General features: G+C 66.3%; 18 protein-coding genes. 10 read left to right on the top strand and 8 right to left on the bottom strand.

What is annotated here, in order from left to right; translation table 11 throughout:
• The 6 genes from RAC97_RS23755 to RAC97_RS23730 all read left to right on the top strand — a co-directional run.
• A partial coding sequence (locus RAC97_RS23755; protein WP_379671511.1) for an efflux RND transporter periplasmic adaptor subunit occupies positions 1-1,167 on the top strand: 1,167 nt, incomplete at its 5' end.
• On the top strand, positions 1,164-4,253 hold the full coding sequence (locus RAC97_RS23750) for a multidrug efflux RND transporter permease subunit (RefSeq protein ID WP_375102076.1): 3,090 nt from the start codon (positions 1,164-1,166) through the stop codon (positions 4,251-4,253). The genes RAC97_RS23755 and RAC97_RS23750, both read left to right, overlap by 4 nt.
• A 10-nt stretch (positions 4,254-4,263) precedes the next feature.
• Positions 4,264-4,938 (top strand): heavy metal response regulator transcription factor, encoded by a 675-nt coding sequence (locus RAC97_RS23745; protein ID WP_375102077.1) that lies wholly within the window; start codon positions 4,264-4,266, stop codon positions 4,936-4,938.
• Complete coding sequence (locus RAC97_RS23740) at positions 4,913-6,301, top strand: heavy metal sensor histidine kinase (protein ID WP_375102078.1); 1,389 nt, start codon at positions 4,913-4,915, stop codon at positions 6,299-6,301. Before RAC97_RS23745 ends, RAC97_RS23740 begins: the two co-directional genes overlap by 26 nt.
• Before the next feature lie 154 nt (positions 6,302-6,455).
• Positions 6,456-6,680, top strand: coding sequence for a hypothetical protein (locus RAC97_RS23735; RefSeq protein ID WP_375102079.1), 225 nt, complete (start codon positions 6,456-6,458; stop codon positions 6,678-6,680).
• 134 nt (positions 6,681-6,814) lie between these two features.
• A complete protein-coding gene (locus tag RAC97_RS23730) occupies positions 6,815-8,317 on the top strand; it encodes a diguanylate cyclase domain-containing protein (protein WP_375102080.1) in 1,503 nt (500 codons plus the stop codon).
• Here the strand turns inward: RAC97_RS23730 and RAC97_RS23725 are convergent.
• The gene (locus RAC97_RS23725; protein WP_375102081.1) at positions 8,314-8,790 is read right to left on the bottom strand and encodes a PA2169 family four-helix-bundle protein; all 477 of its coding nucleotides are present in this window, start codon (positions 8,788-8,790) and stop codon (positions 8,314-8,316) included. The genes RAC97_RS23730 and RAC97_RS23725 overlap by 4 nt on opposite strands.
• Positions 8,791-9,045: 255 nt before the next feature.
• Here RAC97_RS23725 and RAC97_RS23720 point away from each other — a divergent pair, with 255 nt between their 5' ends.
• A complete protein-coding gene (locus tag RAC97_RS23720) occupies positions 9,046-9,264 on the top strand; it encodes a DUF3820 family protein (protein WP_375102082.1) in 219 nt (72 codons plus the stop codon).
• Positions 9,265-9,268: 4 nt separating this feature from the next.
• Here RAC97_RS23720 and RAC97_RS23715 read toward each other — a convergent pair whose 3' ends face one another.
• Genes RAC97_RS23715 through ptsP form a run of 3 tightly spaced genes read right to left on the bottom strand, consistent with a single transcriptional unit; the run spans position 9,269 to position 14,797 of the window.
• Positions 9,269-10,996, bottom strand: coding sequence for a PTS fructose-like transporter subunit IIB (locus RAC97_RS23715; RefSeq protein WP_375102083.1), 1,728 nt, complete (start codon positions 10,994-10,996; stop codon positions 9,269-9,271).
• Positions 10,993-11,943 (bottom strand): 1-phosphofructokinase, encoded by a 951-nt coding sequence (gene pfkB, locus RAC97_RS23710; protein WP_375102084.1) that lies wholly within the window; start codon positions 11,941-11,943, stop codon positions 10,993-10,995. The genes RAC97_RS23715 and pfkB overlap by 4 nt, the downstream gene beginning before the upstream one ends.
• Position 11,944: 1 nt before the next feature.
• Positions 11,945-14,797 (bottom strand): phosphoenolpyruvate--protein phosphotransferase, encoded by a 2,853-nt coding sequence (ptsP, locus tag RAC97_RS23705; RefSeq protein WP_375102085.1) that lies wholly within the window; start codon positions 14,795-14,797, stop codon positions 11,945-11,947.
• Positions 14,798-15,082: 285 nt separating this feature from the next.
• Here ptsP and cra point away from each other — a divergent pair, with 285 nt between their 5' ends.
• Both cra and RAC97_RS23695 read left to right on the top strand, forming a co-directional pair.
• Positions 15,083-16,075: a catabolite repressor/activator gene (gene cra, locus RAC97_RS23700; RefSeq protein ID WP_375102086.1), complete on the top strand. Its 993-nt coding sequence runs from the start codon at positions 15,083-15,085 to the stop codon at positions 16,073-16,075.
• A gap of 2 nt (positions 16,076-16,077) precedes the next feature.
• The gene (locus RAC97_RS23695; protein ID WP_375102087.1) at positions 16,078-16,854 is read left to right on the top strand and encodes a TatD family hydrolase; all 777 of its coding nucleotides are present in this window, start codon (positions 16,078-16,080) and stop codon (positions 16,852-16,854) included.
• 133 nt (positions 16,855-16,987) lie between these two features.
• On the opposite strand, the gene RAC97_RS23690 is transcribed toward RAC97_RS23695, so the two are convergent.
• From RAC97_RS23690 to RAC97_RS23675, 4 genes are all read right to left on the bottom strand, one after another.
• On the bottom strand, positions 16,988-17,692 hold the full coding sequence (locus RAC97_RS23690) for a methyl-accepting chemotaxis protein (RefSeq protein ID WP_379671512.1): 705 nt from the start codon (positions 17,690-17,692) through the stop codon (positions 16,988-16,990).
• Between the two features lie 1,425 nt (positions 17,693-19,117).
• Positions 19,118-19,951 (bottom strand): regulatory signaling modulator protein AmpE, encoded by an 834-nt coding sequence (gene ampE, locus RAC97_RS23685; protein WP_375102088.1) that lies wholly within the window; start codon positions 19,949-19,951, stop codon positions 19,118-19,120.
• A complete protein-coding gene (ampD, locus tag RAC97_RS23680; RefSeq protein WP_375102089.1) occupies positions 19,948-20,511 on the bottom strand; it encodes a 1,6-anhydro-N-acetylmuramyl-L-alanine amidase AmpD in 564 nt (187 codons plus the stop codon). Before ampD ends, ampE begins: the two co-directional genes overlap by 4 nt.
• An 86-nt stretch (positions 20,512-20,597) precedes the next feature.
• Positions 20,598-22,766 carry a DUF1631 domain-containing protein gene (locus RAC97_RS23675; RefSeq protein ID WP_375102090.1) on the bottom strand — a complete coding sequence of 723 codons (2,169 nt, stop codon included), beginning with the start codon at positions 22,764-22,766 and terminating at the stop codon, positions 20,598-20,600.
• Between the two features lie 258 nt (positions 22,767-23,024).
• On the opposite strand from RAC97_RS23675, the gene nadC reads away from it, so the two are divergent.
• Positions 23,025-23,873 carry a carboxylating nicotinate-nucleotide diphosphorylase gene (gene nadC / locus RAC97_RS23670; RefSeq protein ID WP_375102091.1) on the top strand — a complete coding sequence of 283 codons (849 nt, stop codon included), beginning with the start codon at positions 23,025-23,027 and terminating at the stop codon, positions 23,871-23,873.
• Positions 23,874-23,906 lie beyond the last annotated feature (33 nt).

Below are 23,906 nucleotides of genomic sequence, written 5' to 3'. Positions count from 1 at the left end.
CCTTCCCGCCCTCTCGTCCTCGCCACCCTGGCACTCGTCATCCTGGCCGCTGCGGCGCTGTGGCTGGTCCGCGGCCAGGACGCCCCACCAGCCCGGGCCCAGGCCGCCGTGCCGGTGCGCGTGGTGGCGGTAGCGCAGCAGGATGTCCCGCGCTTCGCCAGCGCCATCGGCTCGGTACTGTCGCTGCACAGTGTCGAAGTGCGCCCGCAGGTCGAAGGCGTGCTGACCCGGGTGCTGGTCAAGGAAGGGCAATGGGTCAAGCAAGGCGACCTGCTGGCAAGCCTCGACGACCGCGCCATCCGCGCCACCCTCGACCAGGCCCGCGCCCAGCTCGGCCAGAGCCAGGCGCAGCTGCAAGTGGCCGGCGTGGACCTCAAGCGCTACCGCCTGCTCAGTGACGACAACGGCATATCCAGGCAGACCCTCGACCAACAGCAAGCCTTGGTCAACCAACTGCAAGCCACGCTCAAGGGCAACCAGGCGGCGATCGCCAATGCCGAAGTGCAGCTTTCATACACGCAGATCCGCTCGCCGGTGACAGGTCGCGTCGGCATCCGCAACGTCGACCCCGGCAACCTGGTGCGCACCAGCGACACCCAGAGCCTGTTCAGCGTCACCCAGATCGACCCGATTGCCGTGGAGTTCGCCCTACCACAGCAGATGCTGCCGACCCTGCAAGGCCTGCTCAAGGGCCAGGCCCCTGCCCTGGTCGAGGCCTACATGGACGCCGACGGCGAGCGCAGCCTGCTCGGCCAAGGCCACCTGGCGCTGATCGACAACCAAGTGTCGGCCACCACCGGCACGGTGCGGGTCAAGGCCGAGTTCGACAACCGCGACGGCCACCTGTGGCCGGGCCAGCTGGTGACCATCCGCCTGCGCACCGCCGTGGACGAAAGCGCCCTGGTGGTGCCACCGACCGTGGTACAGCGCAGCATCGACGGGCATTTCGTCTACCGCCTGGATGGCGACAAGGTCAGCAGCGTGCCGGTCAAGGTGCTGTACCAGGACAGCACCCTGAACATCCTCGCCGGGGTCAAGGCGGGCGACCGGCTGGTGCTCGACGGCCAGTCCCGGCTCAAGCCAGGTTCACGGGTGGAGGTAGCCGCTGACGCCCCTGCGCCGAACGTAGCCGAACGCCGGATCCAGCCTGGAAAGGTGCAACCATGATCACCCGCAAAGGCGTCTCGGCCTGGTGCATCGACCACCCCATCGCCACCTTGCTGCTGACCTTGGCCCTGGTATTGCTGGGCGCCATCGCCTTCCCGCGCCTGCCGGTGGCACCGCTGCCCGAGGCGGACTTCCCGACCATCCAGGTCACCGCCCAGCTACCCGGCGCCAGCCCGGAAACCATGGCCTCGTCGGTGGCCACGCCCCTGGAAGTGCAGTTCAGCGCCATCCCCGGCATGACCCAGATGACCAGCACCAGCGCCCTGGGCTCGACCAACCTGACCCTGCAATTCACCCTCGACAAGAGCATCGATACCGCCGCCCAGGAAGTGCAGGCAGCGATCAACACCGCCACCGCCCGCCTGCCCCAGGACCTGCCCAACCCGCCCACCTGGCGCAAGGTCAACCCTGCCGACAGCCCGGTGCTGGTGCTCACCGTCAGCTCCACGCAAATGCCCGGCAACGAGCTCAGCGACTACGCCGAGACCTTGCTGGCACGCCAGCTCAGCCAGATCGAAGGGGTGGGCCTGATCAACATTACCGGTCAACTGCGCCCGGCCATCCGCGTGCAGGCCCAGCCCGAGAAGCTGGCGGCCATCGGCCTGACCCTGGCCGATATCCGCCTGGCCATACAGCAAACCAGCCTGAACCTGGCCAAGGGCGCGCTGTACGGCGAGCACAGCGTCTCGACCATCGCCGCCAACGACCAGCTGTTCCACCCCGAGGACTACGCCCGGCTGATCGTCTCCTACCGCGACGGCGCCCCCGTGCACCTGTCGGACGTGGCCAAGGTCATCCACGGCGCGGAGAACGCCTACGTCAAATCCTGGACCGGCGACCGACCTGGCCTGAACCTGGTGATCTTCCGCCAGCCCGGCGCCAATATCGTCGACACCGTCGACCGCATGATGGAAGCCCTGCCGCGCTTGCAGGAAATGCTCCCGGCCTCGGTTGAAGTGTCGGTGCTCAACGACCGCACCCAGACCATCCGTGCTTCCTTGCACGAAGTGGAACTGACGCTGCTGATCGCCGTGGTGCTGGTGATCGGCGTGATGGCGCTGTTCCTGCGCCAGTGGTCGGCGACCCTGGTGGTGTCGAGCGTGCTCGGCGTGTCGCTGATCGCCAGTTGCGCTTTCATGTACGTGGCCGGTTTCAGCCTGAACAACCTCACCCTGGTGGCCATCGTCATCGCCGTGGGCTTCGTGGTGGACGATGCCATCGTGGTGGTGGAGAACATCCACCGCCACCTGGAGGCCGGCGACGACAGCCGCACGGCTGCCATCAAGGGCGCGGGCGAGATCGGCTTCACCGTGATCTCCATCAGCTTCTCGCTGGTCGCGGCGTTCATCCCGCTGCTGTTCATGGGTGGCGTGGTCGGCCGGCTGTTCAAGGAATTCGCCCTCACCGCCACCTCGACAATCCTGATTTCCGTGGTGGTCTCGCTGACCCTGGCGCCCACCCTGTGCGCGCTGTTCATGCGCAGCGCGCCCAAGGAGGTCCATGACGGCTTCGGCCAGCGCCTGGTGCGCGGCTACGCGAAGATCCTCGACCAGGCCCTGGCCCACCAGCGCCTGACCCTTGGCGTGTTCGGCCTGACCCTGGCCCTGGCGGTGGTCGGCTACGTGGCAATGCCCAAGGGTTTCTTCCCGCTGCAGGACACCGGCTTCATTCTCGGTACCAGCGAGGCCGCGGCCGACGTGTCGTACTCATCGATGATCGAGAAGCACCAGGCCCTGGCAAAGATCATCGAAGCCGAACCCGCCGTGCGCGCCTTCTCCCACGCCGTGGGCGTGACCGGCAACAACCAGACCATCGCCAACGGCCGCTTCTGGATCTCCCTCAAGCCGCTGGGCGATCGCGACGTCACCGCCAGCGAACTGATCGACCGCCTGCGGCCCAAGCTCGCCCAGGTACCGGGTGTGGTCCTGTACCTGCGCGCCGGCCAGGACATCAACCTCAGCTCCGGCCCCACCCGCACCCAGTACCAGTACGTGCTCAAGAGCAACGACGGCGTGGCGCTGAACCTCTGGACCCAGCGCCTGACCGAGCGCCTGCGGGAAAACCCGGCGTTCCGTGACCTGTCCAACGACCTGCAACTGGGCGCCAGCGTCACCCGCATCGACATCGACCGCCAGGCCGCCGCCCGCTTCGGCCTGACCACCAACGACGTCGACCAGGCGCTGTACGACGCCTTCGGCCAGCGGCAGATCAGCGAGTTCCAGACCGAGACCAACCAGTACAAGGTGATCCTCGAACTCGATGCCCGCCAGCGCGGCAAGGCCGAGAGCCTGAACTACTTCTACCTGCGCTCGCCGCTGTCGGGCGAGATGGTGCCGCTGTCGGCGCTGGCCCACGTCGCCCCGCCCAGCACCGGGCCATTGTCGATCGCCCATGATGGCCTGTTCCCGGCGGCCAACCTGTCGTTCAACCTGGCACCCGGCGTGGCCCTGGGCGATGCGGTGCGCATGCTCGAGCAGACCCAGCGCGAGCTGGGCATGCCGGACGCCATCGCCGGCAGCTTCCAGGGCGCCGCCCAGGCCTTCCAGAGCTCACTGTCGAGCCAGCCGTGGCTGATCCTCGGCGCGCTGGTGGCGGTGTACATCATCCTCGGCGTGCTCTACGAGAGCTTCGTGCACCCGCTGACGATCATCTCCACCCTGCCCTCGGCGGGTCTTGGCGCGTTGATATTGCTATGGGCCATGGGCCAGGACTTCACCATCATGGGGTTGATCGGCGTAGTGCTGCTGATCGGTATCGTCAAGAAGAACGGTATCCTGCTCATCGACTTCGCCCTGGATGCCCAGCGCAACCAGGGCATGAGCCCGGAACAGGCGATCCACCAGGCATGCCTGACACGCTTCCGGCCGATCATCATGACCACCCTCGCCGCGCTGCTGGGCGCGGTGCCGCTGATGTTCGGCTTCGGCGCCGGCGCCGAGCTGCGCCAGCCGCTGGGCATCGCCGTGGTGGGTGGGTTGCTGGTGAGCCAGGCGCTGACCCTGTTCACCACGCCGGTCATATACTTGGCCCTGGAGCGTGTGTTCCATCGCCGCAAGGCCGCGCCTGCGGCGGCGACCGCCAGTTGAGGCCATCGTGATGCGTGTGCTGATCATCGAAGACGAAGAGAAAACCGCCGACTACCTGCACCGAGGCCTGAGCGAGCAGGGCTTTACCGTGGACCTGGCGCGCGACGGTATCGACGGCCTGCACCTGGCGCTGGAGGGCGAATATGCCGTGATCGTGCTCGACGTGATGCTGCCGGGCCTGGACGGCTACGGCGTGCTGCGTGCGCTGCGGGCTCGCAAGCAGACCCCGGTGATCATGCTGACCGCGCGCGAGCGGGTCGAAGATCGCATACATGGCCTGCGCGAGGGCGCCGACGACTACCTGGGCAAGCCATTCTCCTTCCTCGAACTGGTCGCCCGCCTGCAAGCCCTGACCCGCCGCAGTACCAGCCACGAGCCGTTGCAGGTGCAGGTCGGCGACCTGTGGATCGACCTGATGGCACGCAAGGCCAGCCGCGCCGGGCAGCGCCTGGAGCTGACCGCCAAGGAGTTCTCGCTGCTCAGCGTACTGGCTAGGCGCCAAGGCGAGATCCTGTCCAAGACCGCCATCGCCGAGCTGGTCTGGGACATCAATTTCGACAGCGACGCGAATGTCGTGGAGGTGGCGATCAAGCGCCTGCGCGCCAAGCTCGACGGGCCGTTCGACAACAAGCTGCTGCATACCATTCGAGGCATGGGCTATGTCCTGGAAAACCGTGCAGGCTAACTCCATCGCCCTGCGCCTTTCGCTGCTGTTCACCCTGGTGGCGCTGGGCGTTTTCGTGCTGATCGGCAGCGCCCTGTACCGCCAGGTCGACCGCGCCCTCGACCTGCTGCCGGCAGCCGAGCTGGATGCGCGCTTCAGCGTGCTGGAATCCACCCTGAACCGCTTTGGCACCCAGGAGCACTGGGCCAAGATCCACAACAAGCTCAAGCTGTTGGCCGAGGAAGACCGGCGCATCCGCTTCTGGGTGGTCAGCAGCGACCCTGCGTTCGAGTACGGCCAGCCCACCGAGCAGGTGCGCGCCTTCGCCGAAGGCGCGCCCGGCATGCGCGACCTGCACCTGGCAGGCAGCCCTTACCCCTACAAGGTGCTGGTCAGCGAGTTGCCAGCCCAGGGGGAACGCACGCCGCTGCGCTTTCTGATCGGCATCGACACCGAAACCTTCTGGCAGGCCCAGCACAGCCTGCTGGTCGCCATCGTCGGCCTGGCCGCGCTCGGCGTGCTGCTGGCATCCCTGCTCAGCTACTGGGTGGCGCGCTTCGGCTTGCGGCCACTCTTGGCGCTGTCTGCCGAAGCCCAGGCGCTGGCACCGCCGCGCCTGGACGGGCGCCTGCACACCCACGACCTGCCACCGGAGCTGGCGCAGTTCGCCGAAGCCTTCAATGCCACGCTCGACCGGGTCAACCAAGCCTACTCACGGCTGGAAGCATTCAATGCCGACGTGGCCCATGAACTGCGCTCGCCGCTGACCAACCTGATCGGCCAGACCCAGGTGGCCCTGACCCGCGGCCGCAGTGCCGACCACTACCTGGAAGTGCTGCAATCGAACCTCGAAGAGCTCGAACGCCTGCGCAGCATCATCAACGACATGCTGTTCCTGGCCAGCGCCGACCAGGGCAGCAAGGCCACCGCCCTGACCCGTGCCTCGCTGGCCGAGGAAGTGGCCACTACCCTGGACTACCTCGATTACATCCTCGAGGACGCGCAGGTCAGCGTGCAGGTCAGCGGCGATGCCCTGGCGCCCATCGAGAAGGCACAACTGCGCCGCGCGCTGATCAACCTGCTGAACAACGCCGTGCAGCATACTGCACCCGACCAGGTGATCCAGGTGCACATCGACGCTGGCGTGGACGTGGTCAGCATTGCCGTGAGCAACCCGGGGCCGAGCATTGCCGAGGAGCACCTGCCGCTGCTGTTCGAGCGCTTCTACCGGGTCGATGCCGCGCGCAGCAACAGCGGCGCAGGCAACCATGGGCTGGGCCTGGCGATCGTCAAGGCCATTGCGCTGATGCACGGCGGCAGTGTCTTCGTACGCAGCGAGGGCGGCGCCAATACCTTTGGTATCAACCTGCCGAGCGCTCGATAACCCGGCCCTGCACGCTAAGCGCCATTCCCTGCCCGGACCGATAATTACCTTTTTAGTAACAGAGCTTCGCGGGATTTGGCCTGTTTTCGCCGCCTGTTCGCGCCTAGATTGCGCCTGTCCCAATTAACTCTTGCATCGCAAGAAGGTGTTTGAAATGTCCAAATGTATGAGTGTTGCCAGCGTTTTCGTCCTTTCGTCCCTGTTGTTGTCGCCCCTGGCCATGGCCGAAGAGTCGGCGGCCTTCGTCGCCCGTAACGTCGAACTGTCCACTGCCCATGAGCAGGCGCGGGAAAACTATGCAGCGCAACGCCAGGAGACAGGAAATGCCTCGCAGCAGACCGCTTCCAAGGTCGAAACGAACGATCACGCAGACAGTTGACCGGTCGTACCGGCACACCACATTTTGTCGGACATTTTTTATAGATGTTGTCCGACTATTCTCCCTTCCCTAGAATATCGCCGCCGCGTAATAGCCCTACCCTCACGGAAAGAGGGGCTTATGCAGTAGCGAGCATGACGTTACCCATTCGACCACCGCGCCTGATCCTGTGCCGATCGCACCCCGAGCTGATCCTGAATCTGGGCAGTTGCCTCGCCGTGCTCGCTATTGTCGGCATCGTCACCTACCTGCTGGCGCGCGAGCGCGACAGCGTCGAGGAGTCGGCCCTGCGTGCCTCGGGCAACATCGTGCAGCTCATCGAGAGCGATATCCTGCGCAATGCCGAACTCTACGACCAATCGCTGCAAGGGCTGATCTGGGCGGTGGGGCGCAGCGAGCTGCCGGAAGTACCCAGCCAACTGCGCCAGCGCCTGCTGTTCAACCAGGCCTTCAACGACCGGAGCCGCGGCGACCTGCTCTGGCTCGACGCACATGGCAACGTGGTCGGCGACTCCACCAGCATCATTGCGCGCAAGGCCAATTTCGCCGATACCCCCGACTTCAAGGCCCACCTGAACATTCCGGGCCTGGGGCTGCTGGTCGGCCAACCGTTTCAGGCGCGGCTCGGCGACCTGGGCTGGTGCATCAGCTTCAGCCGCCGCATCGAAGGCCCCCACGGCGAGTTTGCCGGCGTCGCAGCCGGTGCGCTGCGCCTGTCGTATTTTGGCGAGCTGTTCCGGCGCCTGGATATCGGCGAGAAGAGCAGCATCAACCTGCTCAACAGCGACGGCCAACTACTGGCCCGCGAACCCAACCGCCCCGGTGACCCGACAATCGGCACGAACTTCAGCCAACGCGCCAACTTCAAGCGCATCCTCAGCGAGCGCAGTGGCAACTTCACGGCCTACTCGGAAAAAAACAAAGGCACCCGCCTGTACACCTTCGCCCGGGTCGGCGACCTGCCATTGATCGTGCTGGTGGTGAACTCCACCGAGGAAGTGTTCCAGTCATGGCGGCGCACCGCCATGCTGGTGGGCGTGGCCACCGCGGTGTTGTGCGTGGGCATTCTCTGGCTGGCCGCATTGCTGGGCCGCGAACTGCGCCGGCGCAATGACGCCGAGCAAGGCATGGCGACCCTGGCCGCCACCGACAGCCTCACAGGCCTGGCCAACCGCCGTCGCCTGGACCAGACCCTACGCCTGGAGTGGGCACGTGCCCAGCGCAATCGCAAGCCGCTGGCGGTATTGATGGTGGATGTGGACCACTTCAAGGCGTTCAACCAGCGCCACGGCCATGCCGGTGGCGACCATGCCTTGCGCGAAGTGGCGCGCGCTATCGAGCGTTGCATACGTCGACCGGCGGATCTGGTGGCGCGCTATGGGGGGGAGGAATTCCAGGTGGTACTGCCGGAAACCGAGCTGGCCGGGGCACTGCTGCTGGCTGAACGCATTCGCGCCAGCGTCGAGGGCTTGCCGCCGTTCGGCAACGACGAACAGCCCGTGACCGTGAGTGTCGGCATCGGGCTGTTCAGCCCGGGCACCCAACACGACCTGGCGCGGGTGCTGGGCGCAGCGGACGAGGCCCTCTACCGGGCCAAGGCCAATGGCCGTAACCGAGTAGAGGGCCCTGACGCTTAGGAGCGGGCGCGGGCAGCGTCGCGCAGCACCTTGACCTGATCGTGGTTGCGCTGCACACCTTGCAGCTGTTTCTCGACCAAGGCGTAGGTCTGGTCGCTGGCGGTACGGCCCAGTTTCACCAGCTTCTCGCGGCCATCCTTGTAGGCTTTCAGGGCATGGTCTTCGCCACGCTCGACCTCGTCGAGCACCGCTTTTTCGTCCTTGCCGGTGACCATCGACTTGAGGTTGACCCAGCCGCGGTGCAGGTCGCCGCTCAGGCTGGTGGAGGTTTCCGGGTCGCCACCCAGACGACGCACTTCGCTTTGCAGCTCGGCGGCAGCATTGGCGCATTCACCGGCACGCTGGACGAAGAACGCCTTCAGCTCGGGGTTCTTGACATCCGTGGCCGATTCTTTGAAACCTTTTTCGCCGTCCTTGCTGTACTCGATCAGGTCGTTGAGCACGTCGATTACATCTTTGTTTGGGTTGCTCATGGCTTGAACTCCTTGGCAGGTGGTAGTCACAAGCAGTGGAGCAGAGTTCGTGCCAAGCCTCGACTCAAATTAAAAGACTTATAAATCAATAAGTTGAAATCAATCGATGATTAATCCAACGCTGCTTTCTGCATGATGATGCCTTGCGGTCTCGTGCAGTTTGCACGTGATTGCGGGGTGCCACTGCCCGCGAAAGGGCCGACACTGGCACGACGAATTTCGGTATGGTCAACGCCCGCTATCCGAGGTACCCCCATGAACCCCGAAACACTGCAACTGCTGGTCACCCGCACCATGCCTTTCGGCAAGTACCAGGGCCGCCTGATCGCCGACCTGCCCGGCGACTACCTGACCTGGTTCGCCCGCAAGGGCTTCCCGCCCGGCGAGCTGGGCGGGCTGCTGGCGCTGATGCACGAGATCGACCACAACGGCCTGGGCGACCTGCTCACGCCCCTGCGCCAGAAGCGCCGCTGAAACCTCAGCCCTTCACCGGCGCCACCGCCAGCTCCACCCGCTCCTCTTTCTTGAGGACCGCGTACACCACCGCGGTCACCAGGCTGCCCGCCAGGATCGCCAACAGGTAAGGCAGTGCGTGGTTGATGGCATTGGGGATCAACAGCACGAACAAGCCGCCGTGCGGCGCCATCAGCTTGCAGCCGAAGTACATCGACAACGCGCCAGCGAGCGCGCCCCCGGCAATGCTCGCCGGAATAACCCGCAGAGGGTCCTTGGCGGCAAACGGAATCGCCCCCTCGGAGATAAAGCACAGGCCCAGCACCAGCGCCGCCTTGCCCGCCTCGCGCTCGCTCTGGGCGAACTTGCGCCGAGCCAGGAAGGTGGCGATGCCCAGGCCGATCGGCGGTACCATGCCCGCAGCCATGGTGGCGGCCATCGGCGCATGGCTCGACGACGCCAGCAGCCCTACCGAGAAGGCATAGGCCGCCTTGTTGATCGGCCCGCCGAGGTCGACGCACATCATGCCGCCCAGCAGCACGCCAAGCAGAATGGCATTGGTGGTGCCCATGCTGTCGAGAAAGTGCGTGAGCCCGTCGAGCATGGCCGCTACGGGTTGGCCGACCACGTAGATCATCACCAGCCCTGTGAACAGACTGCCCAGTAGCGGAATGATGAGGATCGGCTTGAGCGCCTCCAGGCTGCTGGGCAGGCGCACGTAACGGGCGATTGCCTTGGCGCTGTAGCCCGCCAGGAAACCCGCGACGATGCCGCCGATAAAGCCTGCGCCCAGGGTACTGGCCAACAACCCGCCGATCATGCCGGGGGCCAGGCCCGGACGGTCGGCGATGGACCAGGCGATGTAGCCCGCCAGCAGCGGCACCATCAGCTTGAACGCCGCCTCGCCGCCAATCTGCATCAGCGCCGCTGGCAAGGTGCCAGGTTCCTTGAAGGCCTCGATACCGAAGACGAACGACAGGGCGATCAGCAAGCCGCCCGCCACCACCATCGGCAGCATGAACGACACGCCGGTCAGCAGGTGCTTGTACACGCCGTTTTTCTCGGCCTTGTGCGGCGCGGCATCGCCAGCGCCCGCCGCAGCCTCCGGCTTGCCCTCGGCCAGGGCTTTTTCCAGGGTAGCGCGGGCCTGCTTGAGGGCGATGCCAGTGCCGCAACGATAGATGCGCTTGCCCGCGAACCGTGCGGTCGGCACTTCGATATCGGCAGCCAGCAGTACCACGTCAGCCTCGGCAATGGCCTGGCTCGGCAGTGGGTTGCGGGCACCGACCGAGCCCTGGGTTTCCACCGTGAGCTGGTAGCCCAGGGCCGCAGCTGCCTGCTGCAACGCCTCGGCGGCCATGAAGGTGTGCGCCACGCCGGTGGGGCAAGCGGTGACAGCGACGATCTTCACCTGATCGACCGCAGCCTCGGCCACCCCAGGCGACAACAGCTGGGCCTTCGCCTGGGCTTCGTCGAGGAAGCTCTCGCGGTCGGCCAGGGCCTGGGCCGGGGTGCTCTGGTAGACGCGCTTGCCGACGAAGCGGGCAAGGTCCACTGGGCCGGTGCTGACCACCAGCACCCAGTCGGCCTCGGCGATCTGCGCAGCACTCAGGCGCCGCTCAGGCTGCTCGACGTCGAGCACCTCGACGCTGGTGGCCCAGCCGCGGCGCTGCGCGGCAGCAGCCAGCAGGCGCGCGCTCAGTACGCTGGAGACCTGGCCGTTTGGGCAGGCCGTGACAATGGCGATGTTCATCGGCAGCCCTCGGGTTGTTGTTCTGTCAATTGCACGCCGGCTTCGAGTTGCGCCAATTGCGCATGGTCGCGAATGCCAAAGCCCACTTGCGCAACCGCCTGGGCGGCGATGGCCGTGGCCCGGCCCAAGGTATGCGCAGCGGGCTCGACTTGCAGCAGGCCGTGCACCATGCCTGCCAGCAGCGAATCGCCAGCGCCCACCGTACTGGCGACCTTTACAGCCGGTGGCCGGGCATGCAGCACCAGGTCGCGGGCAAACCAGCTCACGCCCCGCTCGCCCTGGGACACCACCACATGCTCGACGCCCGAGGCCAGCAGGCGTGTAGCGGCGGCGTACTGCTCGGCCTGGCTGTGCACGGGCACGCCAAGTACCTCGCTGAGCTCGTCGGTGTTCGGCTTCACCAGCCAAGGCACGCCCTCGAGCCCGGCAAGCAGGGCCTCGCCGCTGGTGTCCAAGGCCACCTTCAAGCCATGGGAGCGCAGTTGCAGCAACAGCTTGCGGAACCAACTGAGGCTGATGCCGGGCGGCAGGCTACCGGCTACCACCGCCACTTCGTGGCCCTCGACGACCTGCTCCAGGCGCGCCAGAAGGGCCAGCTGGGCCTGGTCATCGATCACAGGGCCCTGGCCATTGATATCGGTGACCCGGCCATCGCTCTCCACCAGCTTGATGTTGCTGCGGATCTCGCCCGCCACGCGGACGAAGCAATCGGTAAAGCCACGCCCACGGATCAGCGCCTCGAACGGCGGCAGGTTGTCACGACCGAGAAAGCCGGCGACGGTGACGCTGTGGCCCAGGTCAGCGAGGACCTGGGCCACGTTCAGGCCCTTGCCCGCCGCATGGCTGTGCTGGGCCAGGGCCCGGTTGACCTGGCCGGCGTGCAGCTGCTCGAGGCCGATGGTGATATCCAGCGCCGGGTTGAGGGTCAGGGTAAGGATCTTGGCCATGTCAGTAACGCTCCACCAGCGCCCGTACCGCCTCGGCGCTGTCCTGTTGCAGGGCCTCGCGCGCCAGGGCGCGGGCCTTCTGGTGATCGGCCTGGCGCACCAGGGCCTTGACCTCGGGGATGCTGCGGGCGGCAACGCTCAGTTCGTCGACATCCAGCCCCAGCAGCACTGGCACCGCCTGCGGGTCGGCAGCCAACTCACCGCATACACCCACCCACTTGCCGTGGGCATGGGCCGCGCGCACGGTCATATCGACCAGCGCCAGCACCGCCGGGTGCAGGCCATCGGCCTGGGCCGACAGGCTCGGGTGGCCGCGGTCGATGGCCAGGGTGTACTGGGTGAGGTCGTTGGTGCCGATGCTGAAGAAGTCCACCTCGTGCGCCAGCTGCGGTGCCAGCAAGGCAGCCGAGGGCACCTCGACCATGATGCCGACCTGCAGGTCGGTTACCGGAATCTGCGCGCGCAGGCGCTCGACCATGGCCTTGGCGGCGCGCCACTCCTGCACCTGCCCGACCATGGGAAACATGATCCGCAGGGGCCGGTCGTCCGCGGCTCGCAGCAATGCACGCAACTGCTCTTCCATCACCTGCGGCTGCTGCAAGGTCAGGCGCACGCCACGCACGCCGAGGAACGGGTTGTCCTCCGCGGCGATCGGCCAATAGGGCAAGGGCTTGTCACCGCCGACATCGAGGGTGCGCACGACCAGCGGCCGCCCACCAAGGCCGTCGAACACACGCCGGTACTCGGCTTCCTGGGTGGCCGCGTCCGGCGCTTGCGGATGGGCCATGAAGATCAGTTCGGTGCGCAGCAGGCCGACGCCTTCGGCGCCCTGCTCCACCACCTGGTCGATGCCGCGGCTTTCGCCGATGTTGGCGAACACCTCCAGCGCGTGGCCGTCGCGGGTTACCGCAGGTTCGTGGCGATTGGCCCAGGCGGCCTGCAAGCGTTGTTCGCGCAAGTCGCGCTCGGCCAGGGCACGTTGCAGCTCGTCACTGGGCGGGGCAACGCTGAGCTTGCCGCGCTGGCCGTCGAGCAGCAGCAGCGTGCCGCTTTCCAGCAATAGGATCGCCTCGCCCGCTCCGACCACGGCGGGAATGCCCAAGGCGCGTGCGACGATGGCGCTGTGCGCCGTGGCGCCGCCGTGGGCGGTGACGATGCCTGCGACGCGCGCGGGGTCCAGGCGGGCCACGTCGGACGGGCCAACCTCGGCCATCACCAGCACATAGGGCTGCTCGGGCTCGGCCTGCTCGCTCGCCCCGCACAGCTGCGCCAGCACGCGACGGCCCACATCACGCAGGTCGGCGGCGCGCTCGGCGAGCAGGGCATCGTGCAGGGTTTCCTGCTGGCGGGCAGCAGCCTCGATTACAGTCATCCACGCGGCGGCGGCACTCTCGCCCTGGGCCAGGCGCAGGGCCACTTCGTCGCTCAACGCCGGGTCGGCAAGCATTTCCTGGTGGGTGACGAAAATTTCGGCGATGGCCTTGTCGCTGCGCTGCACCAGCGCCTGGAGCTCGGCCTGCACTGCCGCCAGGGCCTGCTGCAAACGCTGGCGCTCGTGACCAGGCGACTCGCCGCGCAAAGGGTAGTCGATAACGCGCTCGACGCAGACATGGGCCGGGCCGCTGGCGATACCTGGAGCAGCGCCGACACCCTGGATGTGACTGCCCGGAGCGGGAGCCTGCAATGCCACAGGGGCCAGCTCGATCGCCGCTGGCGTCACCTCAGGCAGAGCTTCCACGTCCTCGCCCAGGCCCTGCTCGATGGCGTCCACCAGCACTGGTAACGCATCGCTGGCGATGCTCGGCTCGGCAAGCAGCTCCAGCACCTGACCACGCCGGGCGCCCAGGCCCAGCAACTTGCTCAGGCTCTTCGCCGACACCGCTGCCTGGCCGCTGTCGGCCACGCGCACGCGGATCTCACCTGCAAAACCCTTGGCCAATTGCGCCAGCACCTTGGCCGGACGGGCATGCAAGCCATGGGGGTTGGCCAGCACTACGCGGGCGTCAGGCCAGTCGGCCGGCACCTCGCCGCCCAGTACCTGGAGCACATCGCGGCTGCTGACGGCCTGGTACAGGGTCTGCCCGCGCCCCTCGATCAACACCTGGCAAAGCCGCTCGAGCAACGCCTGGTGCGCAGCCCCTAGGCTGGCCAGGCAGAACAGGCCATTGAGCGGCTGCCCGGCGTAACGCAGCGGCTGTTGCGGGGTGACGAAGGCCAGACCCGGCTGGCGTACCCCGCGCTCGCTGTGCAGCCACCACAGGCCCTCGCCCAACGGCAGCGGCTCGGCCTGTTGCAGCTGTGCGGCAAAGCCGCTTTCTACCGCCCCGGCGCGCTGCAACAGGCGTGCACCGCGCCAGGCCAGTTCTTCGAAATCGTCGGCGGGCAGGTTCAGGCCGATCAGTTGCGCATCCAGCTCGAGCTCGCGCGGCGCGCCTTGCAGCAACTTGAGCAGTGCCTCGGCCGAGGTTGCCCGGCGCAAGGCTTCGGCCAGGTCGGTCTCGCCCAGGGCGCGGGTCAGCAGTTGCAGCAGGCGCAGGTGCTCGTCGGAGCGCGCGGCAATGCCGATGGCCAGGTACACAACCTGGCCATCGCCCCAGTCCACCCCCTCGGGAAATTGCAGCAGGCGCACGCCCGTGGTGTATACCCGTTCACGGGTCTGGGGCGTGCCGTGGGGAATGGCGATGCCCTGGCCAAGGAAGGTGGAGCCTTGCGCCTCGCGGGCCTGCAAGCCCTCGAGGTAACCTTCGGCGACCAGGCCGTCGCTGACCAGCTGACTGGCCAGCAGGCGCAACGCCTCGGCTTTGTCGGCGGCCACCTGGCCCATGGCTATCTGCTCCTTGGCGAGCTCGAGCATGACGTTCTCCTTGCAGTCTCCGGGGCTGGGACTGCGTTATTGTTGTGCAATCCAGCGTTTTTTTGCAGCGTGGGGCACACAGGCCTGCCCCGCCAAAATCAGTGCAAAATAGCACGCTGAAACGTTTAATCTGACCAGGCGGCCACGTTACTCGATAATCTGCCAGGGAAAAAGCCCCATTCTGTCGGACAATTGCGACAATAGTCGCCTGCTCTTGCACACAATTTTGCGCGACACTACCCCGTCAGGCTTTGCAGCCTACTCGGCAACAACAAGGAAAACTCGGTGAAACTTAGCGATATCGCGCGTCTGGCCGGTGTGTCCGTCACCACCGCCAGCTACGTCATCAATGGCAAGGCCGAACAGCAGCGCATCAGCAGCGCCACCGTCGAACGCGTTCGCGCAGTGGTCGACGCCCATGGCTTCACGCCCAACCCGCAGGCTGCGGGCTTGCGCAGCCGCCATACGCGCACCCTCGGCTTCATTCTCCCGGACCTGGAGAACCCCAGTTACGCGCGCATCGCCAAGCAGCTCGAACAAGGCGCGCGGGCGCGCGGCTACCAGTTGCTGATCGCCAGCAGCGACGACCAGGCCGACAGCGAGCGCCAGTTGCAGGCGCTGTTCCGCGCCCGGCGTTGCGACGCGCTGTTCGTCGCCAGTTGCCTGCCTGCCGAAGACGAGAGCTACCGCGAGCTGCAAGCCAAGGGCCTGCCGGTGATCGCCATTGACCGACGCCTGGACCCGGCACACTTCTGCTCGGTGATCAGCGACGATCGCGAGGCCAGTCGCCAGCTCGCCGAAAGCCTGCTGGCCACCCACCCGCGCAGCATCGCCTTGATCGGTGCCCGGCCCGAGCTGTCGGTCAGCCAGGCCCGCGCCGGAGGCTTCGACGAGGCCATGCAGCGCTTCGATGGGCACGTTCGCCGCTACCAGGGCGAGGCCTTCAGCCGCGACTGCGGCCAGCGCCTGATGGCGCAACTGGTCGACGAGCTGGGTGGCCTGCCCGATGCGCTGGTCACCACCTCCTACGTGCTGCTGCAAGGCGTGTTCGACACCTTGCAGGCACGTCCGGCCGACTCGCGCCAGCTGCAATTGGGCACTTTCGGCGACAACCAGTTGCTGGACTTCCTGCCCCTGCCGGTCAATGCCATGGCCCAGCAACACGGGCAGATCGCTGCCACCGCCCTGGAACTGGCCCTGGCCGCAATCGAAGACAAGCGCTACGTGCCTGGCGTGCACGCCGTGCCGCGTACCTTCAAACGTCGCATCACAGGCTGACCATGCGCCTGATCGACACCCACACCCACCTGGATTTCCCCGACTTCGACGGCGACCGCGAAGGCCTGTTGGCCAATGCCCAGGCCTGCGGTGTGGAGCGCATGGTGGTGCTGGGGGTATATCAGGACAACTGGCAACGGGTGTGGGACCTGGCCTGTGGCGATGCGCGCCTGCCGGCGGCGCTTGGCCTGCACCCGGTCTACCTGGAGCAGCATCGGCCCGAACATCTGGCGCAACTGCGCCAATGGCTGGAGCGTCTGCGCGACGACCCGCGACTGTGCGCGGTGGGCGAGTTCGGCCTGGACTACTACCTGCCGGAACTGGACAAACAGCGCCAGCAGGAGCTGTTCGAAGCGCAACTGCAACTGGCATGCGACTTCGCCCTGCCCTCGCTGCTGCATGTGCGCCGCAGCCACGCCCAGGTGATCGCAACGCTCAAGCGCTACAAGCCGGCACGTGGCGGTATCATCCATGCGTTTGCGGGCAGTTACGAGGAAGCCCGTGAGTACATCAAGCTCGGGTTCCTCCTGGGCCTGGGCGGCGCAGCCACCTGGCCCCAGGCCCTGCGCCTGCGCAAGACCCTGCCGCGCCTGGCGCTGGACAGCGTGGTGCTGGAGACCGATGCGCCCGACATGGCGCCTGTGATGTATCCGGGGGTGCGCAACAGCCCGGAACACCTGCCAGCGATTGCCGAGGCGCTGGCCGAGGTGATGGGAGTGGAAACGCGGGTGCTGGCCGAGGCCAGTACCCGTAATGCCTGTGGGTTGTTTGGCTGGTAGCTGTTTTCTGTATTGGCTGCACCGGCCTTTTCGCGGGTAAACCCGCTCCCACAGGTACGGCGCCGCTCTTGAGTACAGCGCAGAACCTGTGGGCGGGTTTACCCGCGAAGAGGCCGGTACAGACGCTGAAGAACTAAACCCTGAACGCCCCGATCAGCCGCTTCAACTCCACCACCTGCGCCGACAGCGCCCGGCTGGCGTCCTCGGTCTGGCAGGCGCCTTCAGTGGTGTCCTGGGCGGCGCGGTTGATCGCCACGATGTTCTGGTCGATATCGTGGGCCACCGCCGTCTGCTGCTCCACCGCCGCTGCAATCTGCTGGTTCTGCTCGACGATGCCCCCCACCGCCGCGAGGATATTGCCCAGCGCCTGCTGAACCTGGCGCGCCTCATCGACAGTGCCCGCCGCCATCTGGTGGCTGCTGCCCATGGCCCGCACGGCAGCGCCCACGCCTTCCTGCAAACGCTGGATCATCTGCGCGATCTCCTCCGTGGAGTCCTGGGTGCGTCGTGCCAAGGTGCGTACCTCGTCGGCCACCACCGCGAAGCCCCGGCCCTGCTCACCGGCCCGGGCCGCTTCGATAGCCGCGTTGAGGGCCAGCAGGTTGGTCTGCTCGGCGATGCTGCGGATCACCTCCAGCACCCGCCCGATGGCCTGGCTGTCATTGGCCAACTGGTCGATCGCCGAGACGCTCTGGTCAATCTCCCCGGCCAGGCGGGCGATGCTGTCCTGCTGGTGCTCCACCAAACCACGCCCGTTGGCGCTCTCGCGGTTGACCTGCTGCGCGCCATCGGCCGCAAGCGCTGCGCTGCGCGCCACCTCCTGGGCGGTGGCGCTCATCTGGTTCATCGCCGTGGCCACCTGCTCGATCTGCTCGCGCTGGCCACTCACAGCCTGGTTACTGCGCGCCGACACCGCCAGCACCTGGCCCGCCTGTTCCTCGACGCTGGCCACTGTGCGCCCGACCTGCTCGATCAAACCGCGGATACGCCGCACGGTCTCGCTGAAGCCACGCCCCAACTCGCCCAGCTCGTCCTGGCTGCTGGCCTGGAAACTCACGGTCATGTCGCCGTCGGCCACCTTGTCCATGGCCGCGCCGAGCTTGCCCAGGGTTTCGCGGGTGGAGACATAGAAGCCGCTGTACAGGTAGAGGATCAGCAGGAACACCGTGGCCAAGGCAACGACCAGCGCAACCATGCGCCAGCGATGCTCGCCGAGACGCTCCTGCAACTGCTGCTGCAAGTGACCGATGACCGCATCGTTGAGCTGGTAGGTCTGGGCCATCAACCCGCTGACCTGTTCATAGAACGCCGGCCACGGGGCGTCCAGGCTCCCGGCCGCCACCACCTGGTCCTCGAACAGCGTCGCGGCCTGCATGACAGTGGACTGGCTGGCCTGGGCGGCGGCGCTCAAGGTCGATGGGGTCTTGGCATCGGCGGCCAGTGCATCGTCCACGCGCAGGGCGTAGTCGGCCGACAGGCGCTCGAGGCGTTGCAGCAGGTCTTCGAAGCGTGCACTGCCGGAGGAGTCGATAAAACCCCGGCCCAAGGCCACCGCGCCCAGCGCCCGGCCTTCGCCAAGCAGTTGGGTGACCTGGCCGGTGGCGCTGCCGAGCAGTTCGCTCAACTGGCGTACCGAGGCCTGGCTGTCCTGGGCCAGGCCGGCCTGGCTGGCCACCTGCTTGCCGAACACCTGGGCCTGGGCCAGCAGCTTGTCGAACAGCGCCGCCTTGTTCTGCAACGACGACTCGTCGCGGGCCTGGGCGAAGGCCCCGGCCAGCTCCAAGCGCTTGGCTTCGAGGTGCTCGTCGCTGCCTTGCAATGCCTGGAGCTGGGCCTGCACCTTGTCCTGCAGCGTGCCGATACGTGCCTCGACATCGCCGGCCTGGCCCGATTGCCCCAGCACGGCATTGACCTGCACCAGGTTGCCCAGGTTCTCCAGGTCGTTGCGCAAGGCCAGGCTGCCGGCCAGCGGACCCAGGCCGTGCAGTTCGACACCCGTCGCGTGAACCTGGCGATAGGCATCGCGCACGAGGTAGAAACTGGTGACCAGCATGGGCAGGAAGAACAGGACACTGACCAGGCTGAACTTCATGCCGAAGCTCAGCCGGTTCATTAGCGCGATGGCCGGACGCAGCAGCAGCTTCACGGGTCACCTCCTTGAATTCTTGTTGTTCTGCGGGGTAGCACTAAGCCATTAATGGCCAATGCTTTGTATAGCGCAGAATGAACCCAAGGTTTGTAACTTAAGGTTAAGCGGCGCGTCTCAGCCCAGCACCGTCCACAAGGCAAACGCCGCATACCACAGCACCGCGCAGCGCAGCAGCAGCTCCCACAGGCTGTCCAGGCGCCCCAGGCCACGCTGGGCTTCCTCTTCTTCCTCCGGAATGTCATCGGCTACCCGGCCGACGCGGGCCACCAGTTGACCCGCACTGATATGCCAGTTGAGTACTTCGTGCAGCATCACCCGAGTGACCGCGACAAAATTACCCACCAGCGCAAAACTCACGGCCAGCACCCGCACCGGCAGCCAGTCGAAGGCATGGCGCAGCTGCGCAGCACGCTCCTTGAGCGCCGGTTGGTGGCTGTTCGCGGCACTCAAGGCCAGCAGGCGATACGCCAACGCCGCGGCCGGGCCGAGCAGGAAATACCAGAAGATCACCGCGAAGAAGCTCTGGTAGGCCTGCCACAACAGGTTGCCCTGCACCCGCGCCAGCAGGTCGCGTGGATCGTCCGCCGCCAGGCCCAGGTCGCGCTCGGCCACATGCAGCGCAGCCTGCTGGTCGCCACGGCGCCAGGCATCGCGGAACGGGCCGAGAGCGGCCTTGGCATCGCCGCGCCCAAGGCTGTACAGCAGCACCAGCACATGCACCGGCAACGCCAGCAGGCCATAGGCTACCGGCTCCAGCACGTACAGCAGCAGGCTAAGCAACGCCACCGGGGCCAGCACCAGGATCGCCAGGCTCCACCAGGGGTGCACCTTGCCACTGCGCTCCAGGCGCGCCAGTTCGGCCAGGAAGAAGCCGTCGCGTTGTACTCGCGGGCGCAAGGCCGAGAACTTCTCGACCCACAGCACCAGCACCAACACCAGGAAACTCATGTATTGCCCTCATCGTTCAGCGCAGCTCGGTAGCGCTGCCAGTCGAATGCCGGCCCCGGGTCGGTCTTGCGCTGCGGGGCAATGTCATTGTGGCCCCGGATGCGCTCGGGGCCGATCACTGGCCAGGCACTGCGAATCTGCCGGGTCAGTTGTTCAAGCGTGGCGTACTGGGCATCGGTGTAGGGCAACTCGTCAGTGCCCTCCAGCTCGATGCCGATGGAAAAATCATTGCAACCCTCGCGGCCATCGAAGCACGAAACCCCGGCATGCCAGGCGCGGTCGAGCAGCGAGACGAACTGGGTCACAGTACCGTCGCGCTCGACGAACAGGTGCGCCGACACGGTGAGCTGGCAGATGCTTTCAAAGTAAGGGTGTTCGGCCGGATCGAGTTGGTTCTGGAAGAACTGCTGGACCTTGCCGGTGCCGAAACAGGCCGGCGGCAGGCTGATGTTGTGGATCACCAGCAGGGAGATAGCTTCACCGTCGGGGCGGGCATTGAAATTAGGCGAAGGGCAGTGGGTGACACCGGAGAACCAGCCAGTGGAGCGGTCCAGTTGCATGAAAAGGTCCTGAAGAGCGCTGGGTACGAGGTGCCAGTATGCCGTGGGGTGGCACGCGTTGCATGTAAATGATTGTGCAGCCGCGCTCAGCGCGCCTGCTCGCGCCGCAAGCCTTCGAGCACGGCCTCCAGCGCCCGTTCGAACAGCGAGCCATCGTCCAGCACTCGCGCCTCGCCGCGACGCAGCGCCTGCGCCAGGCCGTGGCTACTCCACTCGCGCACCTTCATGCCGGTGCGGTTGGCAAACACCAGCCGGTCGCTGCTGTCGATACGCGCCACCAGTTTGCAGCGCAGCGGGTCATCCTCGTCGGCCACCTCGATCCAGGTACCGACCCGCAGCCGTTGTACCTGCTTGAGCTCGGGGCCTTGGCCGTCCTGCAGGGGCAGCGCATCGAAGGCCGGTTCCTCGGCGATCGCCAGCATGATGTCCTGCTGCACCTGCACTTCGTCGAGCTGCAACGACAGGTTGTCCACGGCGCCTGGCTCGGCGCACGCACGCAGGTGCAGTTGTTCAAGGCGCAGGAAGAAGTCACGCTGCATCGCCGAATCCAGCGCAACCCCGGCCAGGCCATCGCGCAGCGCCTTGAGCAGGCCGGGCACCTGTGCCAGCAGGTGCTGGCGCGCTTCGGCCTGATGGTGCGGCTCGGTGCTGGCGAGCAACGCGTCCAGCGTTGCCAACGCCTCGTCCCAGGCCGGCGAACCTTCGCCGTGCTTGAGCCAGGCCAGCAGCAGCACCTGGCTCCAGCCCTGTACCAGCACCTGCAACACCACTTGCGGCAGCACGCGGCCACGCAGGCGTTGATTGAGCGCCTGCTCCACCTGGCGCCGCGCCTGCATGGCCCTGGCGCGACCCCCCTCGGCATCGCGGGTGCGCTGTTCGAGCAGGTCGTTGCGGCGGCGCTCTTCAGTGCTGAAGGCCAGGAACTCCTCGAGCAATTCGGCGAACAGCTGCGAGTCATCGGTGAAATCGTTCAACAGGCGCTGGACGATGCGTGCCACACGCAATTGCAGGCTGTCGCGCAGGCCCTCGCCGCAACCCTCCCAACCAATGGCGACGGCTGCGATTTCATTGAGCAGGCGCCGCGCAGGGTGGCTGGCACGGCTGAACAGCGACTTGTCCTGCAGCGCCACCTTGAGCAGCGGAATGTGCAGGCGAGCGATCAGGCCGCGCAGTGGCTCGGGCAGGTTGTCATCTGCCTGGATGTAGGCGAACACCATACCGACCAGGTTGATGATGTCCTCGGCGGTCTTGCCGATACGCCGCCGACTGCCGCTGCGCACGCTGACCCGCAGCAGCAATTGCTCAAGCTGCTGGCCGAGGTCGAAGTCGTCGGCCTCGGAGGGTCTTGGCACGTAGTGTTGCAGGTGCGTGAGCAGGCGCAGCAGGTCGCCGCTGCCAATCGTTTGCGCCGAGGCAACACTTTGCACGCGCGGGGCGAATCGTCCGCGAACGGGCGCCAGCAGATCTTCGAGCGAGGCGAGGAAGGCAAGGCCGGCGCTGTCTGCGCCGATGTCCACGGTACTGCCGGGACCGCCTGGGGCACGCTGCGCCAGGCGGCGGTCCTCAGCGCGTCGGCGTGGCGCAGGCGCAAGCTCAGGCAGCACGCCAGCGGCGGCCAGTAGCTGGTTGGCATCGCCATACAGCAGGTCGGCATCGCGCAGCACATAGCGCTCGAACAGCTTGAGCAGGATCAGCTTTACCTGCAGACCAACCCCGAGGTTACGCCCCGCCTCCAGGAAGAACTCGCACAGGCGCCCAGGTGCCAGGGGGTTGCGCTGCTCATCCAGGGGCTGCTCCAGCAGGGTCTCGAAACGTTGCTGCAACTGCCCAAGGGCAAAGCCGTCACGCGACAACACGCGGTCGACCATGCCGGCGACGGCCTTGTCCCGCTCTACATGGGCCATGCCACGGGAAGACTCGGCCATCGCCAGCAGAACCTGGGGCTCGAGCTGGCCGATGCGGGCGAAGTGTTCGTAGAAGATGTCGAGGAAGCCGCGCTCGATGCTCTTGCGCTTCAGGCGCAGGTCGCGCATGGCTTCGAAGTACAGGTGCTGGCGAGGGTTGGCAGCGGTCTTGTCGGCCATCTCGAAGAGCGCATCGTCGGCATTGTCGAACAGCGCCTGCAAACCCATGCGCAATTGCAGCGCCGCCTTGTCGCGCACCTGCAGGAGCAATACCGGAAGGCCAGGCAAAGGCATGCGCCCTGCTCTGTCGATGGCCGCCGCCATGGGCACCACCTTGCCTTCTTTATGCATCCCGAACTCCTTGATGGGGTGTGATTGAGTTACGCCGAGCCAGCATCGTCAAAGCTATGACGCCAATTACAAGGCGCCATTATCAGGGAAAACTCTTACAGCTGCCAGCGCACATTCATCTGGACACTTCGTGGGACACCAAGGACCGTGAATTTCGCCAAATGCGCCTTGCGACCTGACCAAAGGTCATTTGCCAGGCGGCTGTACAGCGCAGGCCCCTGCCCTATAATCGCCGGCATCTAGCTTGTGGAGCCGAACATGCCGAACCTACGCCTCGCCGACCTCACCGCCGAAATCGAATCCAACGTGCGCCGCGCGCTGCTGGAAGACATCGGCAGCGGCGACATCACTGCCCAGTTGATCCCGGCCGAGCGCCTGGCCAAGGCCACCATCATCACCCGCGATGATTGTGTGATCGCCGGCTCCGCCTGGGTCGATGCGGTGTTCCGCCAGCTCGACCCACGGGTGGCGGTGCACTGGCAGGTGGCCGATGGCGAGCGGGCCATGGCCAACCAGGTGCTGTTCCACCTCGAAGGCCCGGCACGCTCGCTGCTAAGCGGCGAGCGCTCGGCCTTGAACTTCCTGCAGATGCTGTCGGGCGTCGCCACCCGCGCACGCTTCTTCGCCGACCTGGTCGAGGGCACCCAAGTACGGCTGCTCGACACTCGCAAGACCCTGCCCGGCCTGCGCCTGGCGCAGAAATACGCAGTGACCTGCGGCGGTTGCCACAACCACCGCATCGGCCTGTACGACGCCTTCCTCATCAAGGAAAACCACATCGCCGCCAGCGGCGGGGTGGCCGAAGCCGTGGCTGCGGCGCATCGCATTGCGCCGGGCAAGCCGGTGGAAATCGAGGTGGAAAGCCTGGACGAGCTGCGCCAGGCCCTGGCGGCCGGGGTCGATATCGTCATGCTCGACGAATTGAACCTGGAGGAAATGCGCGAAGCGGTGCGCATCAATGCCGGCAAGGCCAAGCTGGAGGCAAGCGGCGGGGTCAACGAAACGACCCTGCGGGTGATCGCTGAAACCGGCGTGGACTACATCTCCATCGGCGCCATGACCAAGGATGTGAAGGCGGTCGACCTGTCGATGCGCCTCAGTCTGTAGGCCGAACCTCAGGCATGAAAAAGCCGGCATGAT

The sequence above is a fragment of the Pseudomonas sp. LS_2 genome (genome assembly GCF_042709235.1).
Classification (GTDB): Bacteria; Pseudomonadota; Gammaproteobacteria; order Pseudomonadales; family Pseudomonadaceae; genus Aquipseudomonas.
The sequence above is the reverse complement of the archived record's forward strand: the minus strand, read 5'-3'. Positions and strand labels throughout refer to the sequence as shown.

Excerpts from the sequence above, each read along its gene's own strand:
- RAC97_RS23750 (WP_375102076.1), top strand. The coding sequence starts at position 1,164 with ATGATCACCCGCAAAGGCGTCTCGGCCTGGTGCATCGACCACCCCATC.
- RAC97_RS23745 (WP_375102077.1), top strand. The coding sequence starts at position 4,264 with ATGCGTGTGCTGATCATCGAAGACGAAGAGAAAACCGCCGACTACCTG.
- RAC97_RS23740 (WP_375102078.1), top strand. The coding sequence starts at position 4,913 with ATGTCCTGGAAAACCGTGCAGGCTAACTCCATCGCCCTGCGCCTTTCG.
- RAC97_RS23735 (WP_375102079.1), top strand. The coding sequence starts at position 6,456 with ATGTCCAAATGTATGAGTGTTGCCAGCGTTTTCGTCCTTTCGTCCCTG.
- RAC97_RS23730 (WP_375102080.1), top strand. The coding sequence starts at position 6,815 with ATGACGTTACCCATTCGACCACCGCGCCTGATCCTGTGCCGATCGCAC.
- RAC97_RS23725 (WP_375102081.1), bottom strand. The coding sequence starts at position 8,790 with ATGAGCAACCCAAACAAAGATGTAATCGACGTGCTCAACGACCTGATC.
- RAC97_RS23720 (WP_375102082.1), top strand. The coding sequence starts at position 9,046 with ATGAACCCCGAAACACTGCAACTGCTGGTCACCCGCACCATGCCTTTC.
- RAC97_RS23715 (WP_375102083.1), bottom strand. The coding sequence starts at position 10,996 with ATGAACATCGCCATTGTCACGGCCTGCCCAAACGGCCAGGTCTCCAGC.
- pfkB (WP_375102084.1), bottom strand. The coding sequence starts at position 11,943 with ATGGCCAAGATCCTTACCCTGACCCTCAACCCGGCGCTGGATATCACC.
- ptsP (WP_375102085.1), bottom strand. The coding sequence starts at position 14,797 with ATGCTCGAGCTCGCCAAGGAGCAGATAGCCATGGGCCAGGTGGCCGCC.
- RAC97_RS23695 (WP_375102087.1), top strand. The coding sequence starts at position 16,078 with ATGCGCCTGATCGACACCCACACCCACCTGGATTTCCCCGACTTCGAC.
- RAC97_RS23690 (WP_379671512.1), bottom strand. The coding sequence starts at position 17,692 with ATGAGCGCCACCGCCCAGGAGGTGGCGCGCAGCGCAGCGCTTGCGGCC.
- ampE (WP_375102088.1), bottom strand. The coding sequence starts at position 19,951 with ATGAGTTTCCTGGTGTTGGTGCTGGTGCTGTGGGTCGAGAAGTTCTCG.
- ampD (WP_375102089.1), bottom strand. The coding sequence starts at position 20,511 with ATGCAACTGGACCGCTCCACTGGCTGGTTCTCCGGTGTCACCCACTGC.
- RAC97_RS23675 (WP_375102090.1), bottom strand. The coding sequence starts at position 22,766 with ATGCATAAAGAAGGCAAGGTGGTGCCCATGGCGGCGGCCATCGACAGA.
- nadC (WP_375102091.1), top strand. The coding sequence starts at position 23,025 with ATGCCGAACCTACGCCTCGCCGACCTCACCGCCGAAATCGAATCCAAC.